Source organism: Pseudofulvibacter geojedonensis, assembly GCF_042675745.1.
Classification (GTDB): domain Bacteria; phylum Bacteroidota; class Bacteroidia; order Flavobacteriales; family Flavobacteriaceae; genus Pseudofulvibacter; species Pseudofulvibacter geojedonensis.
Genome location: NZ_JBHTJM010000002.1, coordinates 529,797 through 546,024 on the forward strand (window position 1 = coordinate 529,797; position 16,228 = coordinate 546,024).

The 16,228-nt window shown below is 31.4% G+C and carries 16 protein-coding genes; 12 read left to right on the top strand and 4 right to left on the bottom strand.

Annotated elements, in window-relative coordinates; genetic code table 11:
* Positions 1–14 precede the first annotated feature (14 nt).
* Positions 15–797 (top strand): hypothetical protein, encoded by a 783-nt coding sequence (locus ACFQ1O_RS03040; protein WP_377713173.1) that lies wholly within the window; start codon positions 15–17, stop codon positions 795–797.
* An 8-nt stretch (positions 798–805) separates the two neighbouring features.
* Here the strand turns inward: ACFQ1O_RS03040 and ACFQ1O_RS03045 are convergent, their stop codons facing one another.
* On the bottom strand, positions 806–1,981 hold the full coding sequence (locus tag ACFQ1O_RS03045) for a GlmU family protein (RefSeq protein WP_377713175.1): 1,176 nt from the start codon (positions 1,979–1,981) through the stop codon (positions 806–808).
* Positions 1,982–2,149: 168 nt separating this feature from the next.
* Complete coding sequence (locus tag ACFQ1O_RS03050; RefSeq protein WP_377713177.1) at positions 2,150–2,401, bottom strand: type B 50S ribosomal protein L31; 252 nt, start codon at positions 2,399–2,401, stop codon at positions 2,150–2,152.
* Positions 2,402–2,618: 217 nt separating this feature from the next.
* Between ACFQ1O_RS03050 and ACFQ1O_RS03055 the strand changes: the two genes are divergently transcribed.
* Positions 2,619–3,155 (top strand): DUF4199 domain-containing protein, encoded by a 537-nt coding sequence (locus ACFQ1O_RS03055; protein ID WP_377713179.1) that lies wholly within the window; start codon positions 2,619–2,621, stop codon positions 3,153–3,155.
* A gap of 2 nt (positions 3,156–3,157) precedes the next feature.
* The gene (locus tag ACFQ1O_RS03060; protein WP_377713181.1) at positions 3,158–4,105 is read left to right on the top strand and encodes a glycosyltransferase family 2 protein; all 948 of its coding nucleotides are present in this window, start codon (positions 3,158–3,160) and stop codon (positions 4,103–4,105) included.
* A gap of 6 nt (positions 4,106–4,111) precedes the next feature.
* Here the strand turns inward: ACFQ1O_RS03060 and ACFQ1O_RS03065 are convergent, their stop codons facing one another.
* A complete protein-coding gene (locus tag ACFQ1O_RS03065) occupies positions 4,112–4,717 on the bottom strand; it encodes a trimeric intracellular cation channel family protein (protein WP_377713183.1) in 606 nt (201 codons plus the stop codon).
* The gene (locus tag ACFQ1O_RS03070) at positions 4,717–5,514 is read right to left on the bottom strand and encodes an RDD family protein (protein WP_377713185.1); all 798 of its coding nucleotides are present in this window, start codon (positions 5,512–5,514) and stop codon (positions 4,717–4,719) included. The genes ACFQ1O_RS03065 and ACFQ1O_RS03070 overlap by 1 nt, the downstream gene beginning before the upstream one ends.
* 30 nt (positions 5,515–5,544) lie before the next feature.
* On the opposite strand from ACFQ1O_RS03070, the gene ACFQ1O_RS03075 reads away from it, so the two are divergent.
* The 9 genes from ACFQ1O_RS03075 to ACFQ1O_RS03115 all read left to right on the top strand — a co-directional run.
* The gene (locus ACFQ1O_RS03075; protein WP_377713187.1) at positions 5,545–6,522 is read left to right on the top strand and encodes a stage II sporulation protein M; all 978 of its coding nucleotides are present in this window, start codon (positions 5,545–5,547) and stop codon (positions 6,520–6,522) included.
* Positions 6,523–6,527: 5 nt separating this feature from the next.
* Complete coding sequence (locus tag ACFQ1O_RS03080; protein ID WP_377713189.1) at positions 6,528–7,451, top strand: hypothetical protein; 924 nt, start codon at positions 6,528–6,530, stop codon at positions 7,449–7,451.
* Positions 7,452–7,494: 43 nt separating this feature from the next.
* Positions 7,495–8,112: a hypothetical protein gene (locus ACFQ1O_RS03085; RefSeq protein WP_377713191.1), complete on the top strand. Its 618-nt coding sequence runs from the start codon at positions 7,495–7,497 to the stop codon at positions 8,110–8,112.
* A 1-nt stretch (position 8,113) separates the two neighbouring features.
* Positions 8,114–9,337, top strand: coding sequence for a hypothetical protein (locus ACFQ1O_RS03090; RefSeq protein WP_377713193.1), 1,224 nt, complete (start codon positions 8,114–8,116; stop codon positions 9,335–9,337).
* Entirely contained in the window at positions 9,337–9,681 is a 345-nt protein-coding gene (locus tag ACFQ1O_RS03095; RefSeq protein WP_377713195.1) for a hypothetical protein, read from the top strand. Before ACFQ1O_RS03090 ends, ACFQ1O_RS03095 begins: the two co-directional genes overlap by 1 nt.
* 9 nt (positions 9,682–9,690) lie before the next feature.
* Positions 9,691–10,713: an AAA family ATPase gene (locus ACFQ1O_RS03100; RefSeq protein ID WP_377713197.1), complete on the top strand. Its 1,023-nt coding sequence runs from the start codon at positions 9,691–9,693 to the stop codon at positions 10,711–10,713.
* Between the two features lie 229 nt (positions 10,714–10,942).
* On the top strand, positions 10,943–11,638 hold the full coding sequence (locus ACFQ1O_RS03105; RefSeq protein ID WP_377713199.1) for a murein L,D-transpeptidase catalytic domain-containing protein: 696 nt from the start codon (positions 10,943–10,945) through the stop codon (positions 11,636–11,638).
* Between the two features lie 167 nt (positions 11,639–11,805).
* Complete coding sequence (locus tag ACFQ1O_RS03110) at positions 11,806–13,140, top strand: DUF58 domain-containing protein (RefSeq protein WP_377713201.1); 1,335 nt, start codon at positions 11,806–11,808, stop codon at positions 13,138–13,140.
* A gap of 286 nt (positions 13,141–13,426) precedes the next feature.
* Positions 13,427–16,228, top strand: a 2,802-nt coding sequence (locus ACFQ1O_RS03115) for a choice-of-anchor L domain-containing protein (RefSeq protein WP_377713204.1), incomplete at its 3' end; no start/stop codon positions are given.

The following is a 16,228-nucleotide window of genomic DNA, read 5'->3' on the forward strand; positions in this document are numbered from 1 at the left end:
TGGATTATGTTCTTGTGAAAAAAAAGAATGTATATAAAGATGAGTTAATTAAACAATTAAATATTGATCTAAAACAAACTAAAGAACAAATTGTTAATAATTTATATTCAATAAAACATGAACAGGATGAATTCCCTGAGCAGTATGGAATTATTGATTCTCTAGCTAAAAAATTTAATCACCATGTTAAAAATTTAGAAACAAAAATTCTAGAGCTTAATAATGAAGATGAAATAAGGCATAGTATAAACATGTTTAAAAAACATATTTTAAAAACCCAAAAAAACAAGCATCTGATAAGCATGCTTAAAAGAAAAATAAAAACACTTGAACCATCTGAAAATGAATTGGACATTGAAACTCATAAGCAAATTATAATTCTAAAAATTAAAAAGTTTGAATTGGAATTTTACCAATTACTTAATACTTCTAGAAGTTGCGGAGCTTATGAATTACCAAATAGCAGTATTAAAGTTATTAGAAAAAACGATTCTATTGTTAAGTTTATTGTTAATTCAGAAATTATACGACACTTTCCTAACAGGTATGATTATAACTTTATTTATCTAAAAAACATAAGTGGTGATAATTCTAAAACTATTCCAGTTATAAAAAAAGAAAATTTATATGATGTATATTCTTTTGAAATTAAAGACAAAGAAAATTCTTCTTTTAAATTAGACATAGATATTGTTAATTCACATGCCAGTCCTACAAATGCAACAGAATCCTTTAGTCGAGAAATAAAAATAGGAGAGCAAAGACCATTTACTCTCCTAGATACTATTTATAAATAAATATTTTATTATTCTTTTCTAAACTGCTTGGTCTCTTCAAATACATGCTTTAAAATAGCAGCATCTTGTTCTGTAAATTCAATGTTTCTACGAGACATAACAACCTTAGCTACTTCAAAAGCTTTTTTAGTTAAGTAGGCAGTAAATCCGCTACTTCCTCCCCAGCTATAGCTAGGTATAAAGTTTCTAGGAAATCCGCCTCCAAATATATTAGCAGATACTCCTACTACGGTGCCTGTGTTAAACATGGTATTAATTCCGCATTTAGAATGATCTCCCATCATTAAACCACAAAATTGCAATCCAGTTCTAGCAAATCCTTCTGTTTCGTAGCTCCAAAGACGTACCTCTGCATAATTGTTTTTAAGGTTAGAATTATTAGAATCGGCTCCAATATTACACCATTCTCCTAAAACAGAGTTTCCTAAGAAACCATCATGTCCTTTATTAGAATAACCAAATATCACCGAGTTGTTTACCTCTCCTCCTACTTTACTATGAGGGCCAATAGTAGTTCCCCCATATATTTTAGCTCCCATTTTTAGAGTAGCATTGTTACATAAGGCAAATGGTCCACGAACAGAGCACGACTCCATTATAGTGGCTTCTTTGCCTATATAAATAGGTCCGTCTGTAGCGTTTAATGTAGAAAACAATACTTGAGCACCTTTTTCAATAAAAATTTGCTCCCTCCCTAAACATTGTACCCCCTCTGGAATTGGTTGCGACACTTTATCCTTAGTTAACAAGTCAAAATCTGCCTTAATAGCTTCTGCATTTTTAGAAAATATATCCCATGTATTTTCTATTCTTATGAACTCTCCTTCATATTCAATAATATCATAGATATCAAAATCAACTTCTTCTTGTTCATCAGTTGTATAAAATGCTATTACATCTTCTTGATAAAAGATAGCTTGATTCTCTGATAAACTTTTTACCATAGCTACCAATTCTAAATTAGGTAAGAAAGAGGCATTCAGCATAATATTTTGCTCCATTTCTACCATTGGGTATTTATCAGACAAATACTCTTCTGTAATTGTAGATGTAGTAAATCCCAGAGCTTTTTCCCATTTTTCTCGAATGGTTAAAATTCCAACTCTAATATCGGCTACAGGTCTAGTATAAGTAAATGGTAATAACTGTTTTCTAACAGTTCCGTCAAAAAGAATATAATTCATATTGGCTAATTCAAAGGTTAAAGAAACTGAAGAGATAATCTTCTCTTTTTAATTCTCTCGCTAAGGAGAAGGAATAGTTTCATTTTCAAAGTTAAACTTTCTAACATGCTTGCCAAACAAAAAAGCCTTCGATTTCTCGAAGGCTCTTGTATTAGGGTCAATTCAAAATTACTTTTTGAATTTTGCGTATTTGTTCTTGAACTTGTCAATACGTCCAGCTGTATCTACTAACTTAGACTTACCAGTGTAGAAAGGGTGAGATGTTCTAGAAATTTCTAATTTGAATAATGGATATTCAACTCCGTCAACTTCTAAAGTTTCTTTAGTATCTACAGTAGACTTAGTTAAAAATACATCATCGTTAGACATATCTTTGAATGCTACCATTCTGTAATTTTCTGGATGTAAACCTTGTTTCATCGTATTATATTTTAATAACTTATTAATTTTCAATTAAATGAAAAAGCAAAGAGTGGTAACAGTTACGCGGTTACACGCAACCACTTTACATTTTCGAGCTGCAAATATACCACTTTTTATTCATTACCAACAAGATAAGTTTAAAATTATTTTTTACCACTAGTTTGTGTAACGAATTCCTATATTTGCTTACTTATTATCCAAAACTAGTCAACTTATGGAAAATAAAATCAATCATTCAAAAAACATCATTCTAAATTACGGAGTTATTTTAGGCTTAATTTTAATAGCTATTAATGTAACTTCTTACGCTACTGGAATAATGCTTAAAGGAGAACAATGGCCTAATTATATTTATTATATTATTTTTCCTGTATTTATTATTTTAGGTATTAAAAAATTTAAAACACTTAATTCTGGAGAACTTTTATTAGCACAAGGTTTAAAAACAGGAATGGGTATAGCTGCTATTAGTGCCCTAGTATATGTTATTTACCATTTACTATTTACCTATGTTATAGATCCTACTTTTATTGATAAAATGGTTGAATTAACAGAAACTAAGTTAATTGAAGCTGGTATGGACGATGCTCAAATCGAACAAACCCTAACCATTACTAGAAAAATGTCTAACCCGCTAGTTGGTAGTGGTTTTTGGATTTTATTAAGTGCATTTTTTGGTTTTGTATACTCATTAATAGCTTCTGTTATAATGAAAGGAGAAAAACCTTATAAAGAATTAGACGAACTATAACAATGAATATATCTGTAGTTATCCCGCTTCTTAATGAAGCCGAATCGTTGCCAGAATTGCATACTTGGATAGCCAAAGTTATGCAAACGAATAACTTTTCTTATGAAATATTGTTTATTGACGATGGTTCTACAGATAAATCTTGGAATATTATTACTGAGCTTTCTCAGAAAGACAAAAATGTAAAAGGTTTGAAATTTTTACGTAATTACGGAAAATCTCAAGCCTTACATTTAGGTTTTGCAAAGGCTAAAGGAGATGTTGTTATTACAATGGATGCCGATTTACAAGATAATCCCGATGAAATTCCTGAGTTATATGATTTAATTCAGAAACAAAATTTCGATTTAATATCTGGATGGAAAAAGAAACGTTACGATTCTGTTTTAGCCAAAAACATCCCTTCTAAATTATTCAATTGGTGTGCTCGTAAAACATCTGGCTTAAAACTACATGATTTTAACTGTGGTTTAAAAGCTTATAAAAACGAGGTTGTTAAAAATATTGATGTTTATGGTGAAATGCACCGATACATTCCTGTTTTAGCTAAAAATGCAGGCTTTAAAAAAATAGACGAAAAAGTAGTTCAACACCAGGCTCGTAAATATGGAACAACTAAGTTTGGAATGGATAGATTTATAAACGGTTTTTTAGATTTATTAACCATATCTTTCTTAACCAAATTCGGAAAAAGACCTATGCACTTATTTGGTGCTTTAGGTAGTTTACTTTTCCTTATTGGTTTTTTATTTGCATTGTATTTAGGTGTAGACAAATTATTCATCAACAAAACTGGTAGACTTATTACACAAAGACCACAGTTTTATATTTCTTTAGTTAGCATGGTTATTGGTTCTCAGTTTTTTATTGCTGGATTCTTAGGCGAATTAATTTTGCGAAATAGCAAAGACCAAGAACGCTATAAGGTAGAAGAAGAATTAAATATATAATTTGAATTAATCTTTATAAAAAGAAGGCAGTTCTAATTTATACTTTACTGCTAGCAATCTTATAACAACTATAGTTAGAGCAGTAGCTATGTATAAGACTTGTTGGTTCATATTTAATAAGTGAAGTCCGAAAAACATCACCCCACCTGCAATACAAGCAGTAGCATATATTTCTTTTCTAAAAATAACCGGTATTTCATTACTTAAAATATCACGTATAACACCTCCAAAGCAAGCAGTCATAGTTCCTAAAGCAATGCATATAATAGGATGTAAACCAATATTAAGGCCTTTTTCTATTCCAACCAAAACAAAAACACCTAAACCTATAGTGTCAAATAAAAACAACGATGTTCTTAAGTAACTTAGTCTTTTTCTAAAAAGTAATGCAAAAACAACAGCCCCAGCAATACAATACAAATACTTCATATCTAACATCCATCCAACAGGGGTATTACCAATTAGCACATCTCTTAAAGTTCCTCCTCCTACTGCAGTAACAAAGGCTATAATAAACACACCAAAGGGATCTAAACGCTTGTGTAAAGCTGTTAAAACACCAGATATAGCAAAAGCTATGGTTCCTAATATATCAAGAATATCAAAAAGCATTACATGTTTTGAGTAAAATAATTGTAATCTTTCATGACTTTATCTAAGAAAATTAAGTCATTTTTTTCATTATTAGTTATTCCAGTTACCTCTTCAATTTTTTTACGAAGCTTAATTAAAATAGCATAATCTTTGTTTTTCTTCGCTGCTAAAAAAGTTTCTTTAATAATACGAGCATCATTATCAGAAAGTTTAATTACATCATGATAAGTTGGTTGATAATCAGACTGTATCTCTTCTAATATGGTATGCGATATATTTATAGAGTTTTTTAATCTAACTACTGTAGTTCCTGCAACCATATCTCCAAAGCGTTGATTTTGCTTGCCAGAAACCAATACTATAAAAGCAGCTATTGGGGTTAGAGTAATCCCAATAATAAATAAGGTTTCGAAAAAACCAGCTGCATAGGCAATTGCTGAGAAAAAAAGTAATCCATAAATCTCAACAGATCTAAAAAACCATCTGATCATAAAATCTATTGGTGCAGCCTGAAAACCATCTACTTTAAGTACCTTAAGCTTTAATATTTTCTTACCTACTGTTTGCCCTTGTAATAATATTTCAGAAACCAAAGTGTACAAAACAACCGGTAGAATTCCTAAAGTAGCCATAGCAGTTTGAGACCAACTATCTCCAAAAGCATTTATAAGCGCTCCGAAATTAAACACATTAAACAACACAAATAAATAAGCTACCAAAATAATAAAGTCTAACCCAAATGCGAGAATGCGATATCCTACATCGGCAAGACCAAAACTAATTTTCACATTTTGAGTAGTATTTATTTGAAGCATTTTATTGAAATGATTACATTAGCTCTTCTTATGAGAGAAGTAGCCTTTATTAAACAAAATAAAGAAAAATGGTTGAGATTTGAGCAATCAATCACAGGTAAAGTTATTCAAAACAATCCTGATGAGTTAGCCAATCTTTATATTCATTTAATGAATGACTTATCTTATGCTCAAACATATTACCCAAAAAGTAAATTGGTTACTTATTTAAACCATTTAGCATCTCAGAGCTATTTAAAAATTTATACAACAAAAAGAACTTCAAAAAATATTTTTGTTAAATTCTTTACAGAAGATGTTCCATTGGCAGCTTATCAATACAGAAAACAACTGTACTATGCTTTTCTTTTCTTTGCTTTGTTTACGGCTATTGGTGTTTTTTCTTCTGCTAACAATCAAGAATTTGCCAGACAAATTTTAGGCAACCACTATATAGACCAGACACTAGAAAATATTAAAAATGGAGATGCAGTAGCTGTTTATAAAGGTGGTAGTACCTGGGGAAGCTTTATTGGTATTACCTTTAACAACCTAAAAGTTGGAGCATTATTATTTTTATCTGGTATAACTGCCGGTATAGGTACAGGGTATATTATGATGGAAAATTCTATTATGGTAGGAGTATTTCAATATTTTTTTCATCAAGAAAATGCCTTTTGGGAAAGTGTTAGAGGAATCTGGATTCATGGTTCATTCGAAATTTTCGCTATGATTATTGAATGTGGAGCTGGTTTTATTATTGCATCTAGTATGTTTTTTCCTAAAACTTTATCTAGAAAGAACGCTTTTAAAATTGGCATTAGAGATGCTTTTAAAATCTTTTTAAGCACCATCCCTTTTACTATTGTAGCTGGATTTTTAGAAGGATACATTACGCGTTTATCTAATGTAATGCCACATTTTTTAAGCTACGGTATCATTTTAAGCTGCTTGAGTTTTATAACTTACTATTACTTAATTTACCCTCATAGAGTATACAAACGAATTACTAACCATACATTATCATAACAAATATGCAATTATATAAAATACGTGAATTTGGCGATTTATTTTCTGACACCTTTAAGTTTCTAGGAAAGTACGGAAAACATTATTTTGTAAACTATTTAATTATTAATGGGGTTCTTACCTTGTTAATGATTTTATCTATGACTCCGTTACTAAGTGTGTTTTTTGAGCTTCCTAGTTTTGATGCTAAAGCTGGTGGAGACTTTAAATTTTTACTAGAAGAAAACATACAATTATTAACGGCATCTTTTGCTTTTATCTTTATAATTGCAGTTTTAATTAGTGCGGTTACCTATGCATTTACACCTATCTACTTTAAATTACTTGAACAAAAAGGAGGTATTAACTTCACTACATCTGAACTTATAGACGCATTAAAACAACATTATTTTAAAAGCCTGAAAGGAATGATAGGTCTTTTCTTTCTTAGTATTTTACTTTCAATTCCTTTGTTAATAGCTGTGCTACTAACAGCTTGTACCATTATTGGATGGTTAATTCCAGTTGCTATGTTTATGATGTTAATAACATTTACTATGTATGAATATTTAACAAAAAAAGAAAATCGCTTTTTTAGTTCTTTTGGTTATGCATGGGACTTAATTACTCAGAAAAGTAAATTTTGGCATGCCTCAGGATGCGTTGCTTTAGTTATTCTTATTATGGGAATTGTTCAACAAGTAATATCTGGAGGTCTACAATTAGGTTTTGGCTTACAAGCACAACCTGAAGTGAATGGTGCAGATATTAATTTTGGAGCAGAATATTGGACCGCAATGGTTATACTGTCTTTAGCAGGTATTTTAATACAATTAATTACCAATATTGTTACTTATTTAAATATGGGTATTACCTTCTACTCTCTTAAAGCAGAAAAAGAAAACATATCATCAGAAAACACTATTGATGAAATAGGTCGTGACATATAATTTAAAGCCTTACATATTCATATTTTTTTGTTTCTTCTTCTTAATGAGTTTCTCTCAATATGAAGAAGAAACTGCTATAGATACTCCTAGAAGTTTTAAAAAACCACTAAAAGAAAAATACAACTCAGGTGAGTTTATTTACATTGAACCTGAAGCACCTAAACCAAAGCCAAAAACCGACTTTTCTTGGTTCACTAGCATTCTTAATTTCCTTTTTCAATGGGGTTTTTATGTAATAGCTATTATAGCTGTATTAATTATTATTAAATTAATTCTAGATCAAAACGGATTTTCTGTCTTTAGCAAAACACCTAAAAAAACTATAGAAAAACTCGACTTAACTAACGAAGAGCTTATTGAAAATATTAATATAGACGAGTTACTACAACAAGCTATTAACAACAAAGAGTATAGGTTGGCTGTTCGTTACTACTTCTTAACTATATTAAAAGAATTAAATCTTAAAAAACAAATTAAACTCGATAAAGATAAAACCAACTCCGATTATCTTTTCGAAATTTCTAAAGACAGTATCAGAAAGCAATTTTCTTATACTTCGTATGTATACGATTATGTTTGGTATGGAGAATTTAAATTAGAAGATGATGAATTTAACCAAATTCAAAACTCTTTTATCAACTTTAAAAAGGATATCAATTAGTATGAAAATAACTAAAAACATATTCTTTAAATTTTCCTGTATTGTATTTACCCTGCTAACTGCTATTTCTTGTGGTAAGAAAAAAACAGATTGGAGAGTAACTTATCGCAACAACGATAAAAACCCATTTGGCACTTATATTTTATACGAAGAGTTAGGAACCCTTTTTCCTAACCAAGAAAAAATTGAGTTAAAAAAGAATCCGTATGATTATTTTGACGACCAGTATGATTATGAAACGGACACGTATAAAACCTCTGGTAATTACGTTTGTATAGACAGATATATGTTTACCATTGACGAAGAAGCTTCTGAAGAAATTTTGAATTTTGTTTCTCACGGAAACACTGCCTTTATAGCTGCCAATGCTTTTAGCGACACTTTTAAAGATTCCTTAGGTTTTGATTTAAATAATGAAGTAACTAGGTACCAACTAGTGAATCAAGTTCAAAACACAAAGGCTACTTTAAGTTTTACCAATAAAGATTTAGAAGACACTTTTAAACTTAAAAAAAATATTTTAGAATCACATTTTTCAAAAATCGACTCTAGCAAGTCTACTGTTCTAGGTTATCAAACTATTAATGGAGAAAAGCAAACTAATTTTATAAAGGTAAAACATTATAAGGGTTATTTTTATTTACATACCCAACCTATTAGTTTTACCAATTTTCATGTACTGAATAATCAACAATACGCCGCAAATGTATTATCGTACTTACCTAACGATAAACTTTTTTGGGACCCTCATGCTAGATACAGAAAAGATAGCGATGAATACAATAAAAAATCTTCATTAAGTTATTTTTTATCTAAAAAAGAACTTAGGTGGGCATTTATACTAGCCATATTAAGTTTAGTTTTATTTGTTTTGTTTAATGCAAGGCGTAAACAACGTATTATCCCTATCATTAAACCGTTAAAAAACACTACAGTAGATTTTACTCATACTATTGGCAATTTATACTATCAACAGAACAATCATAAAGATATAATTCATCGTAAAATTGTATTCTTTTTAGAAAGAATTAGAACTCAATATTACTTAGACACTCAAAACTTAAATCAAGAATTTATTGAGAAATTAAGCACCAAATCAGGCAAACCTATTGGTGAAGTCAAACTACTAATCAACACTATAATGCGTTTAAATAACAATCATTTAAGTACCGAAGACGATTTGTTGCGTTTAAACCAGTTAATTGAGAAATTTTTAAGTAAATAATGATGACTTTATTTTCTTTACATACAGTTTTAAGCGCTTCTTTAATAATAGCAATGTTAATTGTAGCTGCATTAATGATAATTCCTTCTATTTATTTAGTGCTACATAAAAGAAATATACCTGAACACTCGGTTCCTCTATTATTAAAAATATTATTGCTTATTCCTTCATTAACATGGGTAGGAATCTTTACTGGTTCATACATTGCCTTTAGAAAGAAGAAAATAAATCAAACCAAACAATATAAATTTAGTAGCAACTCACGTTTTTATGGCATTTTTTTATTGCTACTAAGTGTTGTATGCACTATTATTTATTATACGAGTAAGAACAATCCATTTTAAAAAAAGAATATGGAAGAAAATAACACACCGCAAACAGAAACAACTGAGGCTAACGGAAATAGCTTTCAGTTTGAATCCAGATTAGATCTAAGCAAACTTCAAGAAAGTGTTTACTTAATTAAGCAAGAATTAGGCAAGGTATTAGTGGGACAAAAAAACATGGTAGACTTACTAATAGCTTCTTTGCTAGCAGATGGTCATTCATTAATTGAAGGGGTCCCAGGTGTTGCTAAAACCATTACAGCTAAACTACTTTCTAGATGTATGAATATTGGTTTTAGTAGAATACAGTTTACTCCAGATTTAATGCCATCGGATATTTTAGGAACCTCTGTTTTCGATATGAAAAAATCGGAATTTGAATTTAAAAAGGGTCCTATTTTCTCTAATATGATTTTAATTGATGAGATTAACAGAGCTCCTGCTAAAACTCAAGCTGCATTGTTTGAGGTTATGGAAGAAAAACAAGTCACTATAGATGGACATACTTATAAAATGGACGAGCCTTTCTTGGTTTTAGCAACTCAAAACCCTGTTGAACAAGAAGGAACATATCGTTTACCAGAGGCTCAACTAGACCGTTTTTTGTTTAAGATTACTATAGATTACCCAAATGCCGAAGAAGAGTTAGAAATTATTTCGCGAGAACATCAATTAGAAGGGAATAAAAAAACAGAACAAATAAACGGGGTTATTTCTGCTTCAGAAATTAAAGAGTTTAGAAGTTTGGTTAACCAAATAAAAGTAGAGAACAACTTACTTAAATACATTGCAGATATTGTTATTAATACTAGAAGCAACGCTTACTTATATTTAGGAGCATCGCCAAGGGCTAGTATTGCTATTTTAAAAGCTTCTAAGGCATTTGCAGCTATTAATGGTAGAGATTTTGTTACACCAGAAGACATTAAAAAAGTAACCGTTCCTGTTTTACAACACAGAGTAATTGTAACTCCAGAAAGAGAAATGGAGGGTATTACCAGCCAACAAATTATAGAACAATTAGTAGAATCTGTAGAGATTCCTAGGTAAGTTTTTAAGATTATCTGTTGGTTGTTGAAAATCAAACCTCGCCATCTTGAAGGTTTATTGTAAAATTTGAGGTGAAGTTGTCGTGACAATTTTAAGCTGTTTAAAATCCGAATTTATGAGGATAAGTTCTTAAAATTTAGACTACAAACGAAAAATTTAAATAAAAATTCAGAAGGCTAGATTTTTTTGTTTCTTTTTTTATCAATGAAAAAAAGAAAATAATTAAAACATGAAATATTTATTTTTCATATTAACCTTAGTAACTTGTTGGTCTTGCACCAACAAGAAATCTACTGTGCCTAATAATGAAACAGAGTTTAATCTAAAACAAGACTTTATCCTACTTCAGAAAAAAAATGATTCTATAAAAAAGGTACTAGCTGAGTTATTACTTGTAAAAAAAAGAACTCAAACTAAAGCCTTAGAAGCATTGGCATATGCTAAAAAGAACAACTTTAATACTCACTACACTATTTTAGTAGATATGAGCATTCATTCTGGAAAGAAAAGATTGTTTGTTTGGGATTTTAAAGAGCAAAAAATTATTAAACAAGGGCTTTGTTCTCACGGTTGCTGTAGTGAACCTTGGGGAGCAGATTACACCAAAGAAAAACCAGTGTTTAGCAATACACCCGACAGTCATTGTTCTTCTTTAGGAAAATATAAAATAGGAAAAAGAGGCTATAGTAACTGGGGAATTAATGTAAACTACAAATTACATGGTTTAGAATCTAGCAACAGTAATGCTTTTAAGAGAGTAATTGTTTTACATTCATGGAAAGAAGTTGCCGATACAGAAACCTACCCTAACGGAACACCAGAAGGTTGGGGCTGCCCAGCTGTATCTAATAGTTTAATGAAAGAACTTGATAACTTACTTCAAAAAGAAACGAAACCACTTTTATTTTGGATTTATACAGCTTAATACTTGAACTTATTCAAAAGAAAATTTGTAGATTTTTTTTTCAAGACGAAAAAGAAAATCTAAGCGTAGCCATAGCTACGGTTCTATTTTATTTTGAAGTATTGAGTAAAAAGATGAAATTTAATTGGATAAATTCAAATATTAAACTGTATTATAATTAATTAACTGTGAAAAAACTATTCAAATCATTTTATATAAACCGCTTGGTCTTCTTCTGTTTGACAGGTATAGTTTGTTTGTTTGCATTGGGACACTTTTTGGAGGTTTTATTTCACTTAGCCAAATATTTACTTTTAGCTTTAGGTATTTTTGTTTTTATAGATACCCTCTTATTGTACAATAAAAAAGAAGGAGTTTTAGCCAAACGTATTACACCCGAAAAATTTTCTAATGGCGATACAAATCACATGTCTATAGAACTCGAAAACCAATACCCTTTTCATATTACTACCAGTACTATAGACGAGATTCCGTTTCAGTTTCAGAAAAGAGATTTTAAACTTACCAAAAAAATAAACAAGCTGAGTAAAGCCACCGTTCCTTATACTTTAAGACCTACCCAAAGAGGCGAATACCATTTTGGACATTGCAATGTTTACGTACAATCTCCTTTAAAATTAATTTTAAAACGTTACACGTTAAGCAAGCCGGAAATGGTAAAGACTTATCCGTCTTTTATGCAACTTAAAAAATTCGATTTAATTGCTTTTTCCAATAGCCTTTCTAGCTACGGAATTAAAAAAATAAGACGCATTGGTCATTCTTTAGAATTCGAACAAATAAAAGAATATATACAAGGAGATGATTTGAGAACCTTAAACTGGAAAGCTACCGCTAAAAGAAACCAATTAATGGTGAACCAGTATCAAGACGAAAAATCGCAGGCTGTATATAGTATTATAGACAAAGGTCGTGTTATGCAAATGCCTTTTAACGGACTTTCTTTATTAGATTATGCCATTAATGCTACTTTGGTTGTAAGCAATGTTATTTTAAAGAAGCAAGACAAAGCAGGTATGTTTGCTTTTTCTAAAAAAGTAGAAAATGTAGTCGTAGCAGAGAGAAGAACCTCTCAAATGAGCTTACTACTAGAATCGCTGTATAATATAAAAACCAACTTTTTTGAATCTGATTATAGCAGACTCTATGCCGATTTAAAACGAAACATTACTCACCGCAGTTTACTTATTTTATATACCAATTTTGAAACTATAGACGGTTTAAATAGGCAATTACCTTATTTACGAGCCATTGCTAAAAACCATTTATTAGTGGTGGTGTTCTTTAAAAATACCGAACTCAAACATATTATACAAAAAGAAGCTTACAACATAAAAGAAGTGTACGATAAGGTGGTAGCAGAAAAGTTTTTGTTTGAAAAAAAACAAATTGTTAGCGAATTGAATAAATACGGAATTCATACCATACTTACCGAACCAGAGAATCTATCTGTAGACACTATTAACAAGTACCTAGAGCTAAAATCTAGAGGTTTGCATTAAAACACACCATTCTTAAAGGCAGTTGTCAACCAAGAAGTAGTTCATAGTAACTCAGACAAAACCTCATAAAAAAACTACTAACCAATAACCTATCAACTATCCAGAGTGAGATTGCTTCGTTGCTCACTCCTTCGCAACTACAGGTGCAGAAGTTATTTTTATAACAAAAAAACAACTTTTTATACTTTTAGCCGTTTTTTTTGCATTTAGTCGGTAGGGTTTTTACCTTGCTGCCCGTTATATACTAAGACAAGTTATATAACCAAAAATATTAACCCTTTATTCTATGAAATTTAACCATTACTTTCTAACCCTATTAGTGGTTTTGTGCAGCTCTTTTGTTTCAGCTCAAGCACCAACAGTAATTACGACTGACAACACTACTTATACAAATGAACAATTAGTTGAAGATATTTTTGTTAGCGGTGATTGTTCTAATGTTTCCAACATATCTTCATATACAGGAAACGGTATTAACGGAATTGCATACTTTGAACAAAATGGATCTACTTTTCCTTTTGAAAACGGTATTGTTTTAAGTACAGGAAATGCTATGCAAGCTCCTGGTCCTAGCACTGCTGAAGCTAGCTCTCAAGAAGGCGGCTGGAATGGAGATACTGACTTAGAAAATGTAGCTGGTGTAACCAATACCAATAACGCATCTTTTTTACAATTTGATTTTATCCCACCTCAAAATCAAATCCCATTTGAATATATTTTCGTATCAGAAGAATATAACGGAAATTTTGAATGTACTTTTTCTGATGCTTTTGCTTTTATTCTGACTGACCTTACTACCGGAACAGTTACAAACATAGCTGCTTTGCCCACAACAGATACTGGCAGTACTGCAGTTACTTGTACTAATGTACGCCCAGATGTACCTGGAAATTGTACAGCAGCTAATGAAATATATTTTGACCAATATAATGGAAATAATTCTCCTATTGTATATGGTGGACAAACTGTAACTTTAACTGCAATTGCTAATGTTACAGCTGGAAACCCTTATCGTATTAAACTAGTCATTGCCGACCAAGGTGACTCTGTGTTAGATTCAGCAGTATTCTTAAAAGGTGGTAGTTTTGGACTGGGTATTGATTTACAAGTAGATGGCTTACAAATAATTAATGGTGAAGCTAATGCCTGTGATGGAGCTACTGTTGAAATCAATGGTGAAGTGGATGACAATACTCAATTACCAGTTTCTTATCAATGGTCTGACGCTAATGGACCCATCGCTGGAGAAACCTCTCCTTCCTTAACAACTAACCAACCTGGAATATACACACTTACTGGCTCATTCACTTTTCCTGACGGAACAGATTGTAGTGATAGTGAATCTATAACCATTGTTCACCATCCTATACCAAATGTAATAGCTACAGAAGATTTGCGCTTGTGTGATGTAGATAACGACAATATAGAAACGCAGTTTATGCTTACCGATAACGATGATGATGTTTTAGGTGGCCAAGACCCTGCTTTGTATACCATTAGTTATCACGCCTCGCAAGACGATGCCAACAACAACCAAAACCCCTTAACGAGTCCGCATACCAATAACGGGAATCCACAACAAATTTTTGTTCGTATACATAACAACAATAATAACAATTGTTACAGTACCGATTCTTTTAATTTAATATTAGACACTGTTCCTACTGCTACGCAACCAGCTCAATCAGAAATTTACGAATGTGATTTAGATGGAGACGGGCAACTAAACTTCGACCTTACGCAAGTACAAACAGAAGTATTAAACGGTCAAAACCCTAACAATGTCACGGTTACTTATCATACAGACGAGCAAGAAGCAAACAACGATACCAATCCTATACCAAACCCTACTAACTTTACGAACACACAAACCCCGCAAACTATCTGGATTCGTGTAGACAATAACACTAACAATAGTTGTTATGCCCTTACTAGCATTACATTAAATGTTGCCATAGTACCCGTTGCACAAACACCTTTAGCAACAGATCCTTTATTACATGCTTGTGATGAAGATAACGATGTAACACATGTATTTGATTTAACTACCATAGATGCAACTATTTTAGGTGGTTTAGATCCTGCTTTATATACCCTAACATACCATCCTTCTCAAGCAGATGCAGATGCTAACACCAATGCTTTACCAGATAACTTTCAGGTAAATGCTTTTACAACAGATGTATTTGTTCGTTTAGAAAACAACGCCAATACTTCTTGTTACACAACTACTACCTTCCAGTTGTTTATCCACTCTATTTATAGTTCGGCTTTAACAACACCTGAAGACCTTAACTTAGTAGCTTGTGATGACCCTACCAACAACGGATTAGAGATTTTTGACTTACAACAACACGCTAATAACATTTTAGGTGGTTTAGTAAACTTAAACCCAGTACCTGCTACATTAACTTTTCATTTAGCAGAACAAGATGCTATAGACGATGTAAACCCTATTACAGGAGACTTAGCCAACTACAACTCTCCTACTCAATCTGTATGGGTAAGAATAGAAAACAACGATTGGCCTTCTTGTTATACAATAACTCAATTCGAAATTATTGTAAACCCAGATCCAACACCGTTAACTTTAACACATACTTATTCTATTTGTGAGAACTATTTAACCAATGGTGTAGCAGATTTCTATTTAAGCAATCAAGATGCTACTTTTGCTAATAACCCGAACTATGCTATATCGTATCACCCTACTTTAGCTGATGCTCAAAACGACACCAATGCTATTAGCGATCCGCATGTAGTAAACAATAACGATACTGTTTTTATTAGAATAGAAGACACTACTACTGGTTGTGTAAACACTCAAGCTACTATGGACTTAGAAGTACTACCTGCCATAGTACCTACTACTCCAACAGAGCCGCTTACCATGTGTGACCCTGACAATGATGGAATTTCTACTGAGTTCGATTTAACTTTAATGAACACCATAATTGCAGGTAACTTACCTCCAGCAGAGATTTACTACTTTGCTACTTTAGGTCAAGCAGAGTTAGGACCTGTAAACGCTGCAGACGCTATTTTACAAAGTCCTTATACCAATGTGGTTCCTTACAACCAAACTATT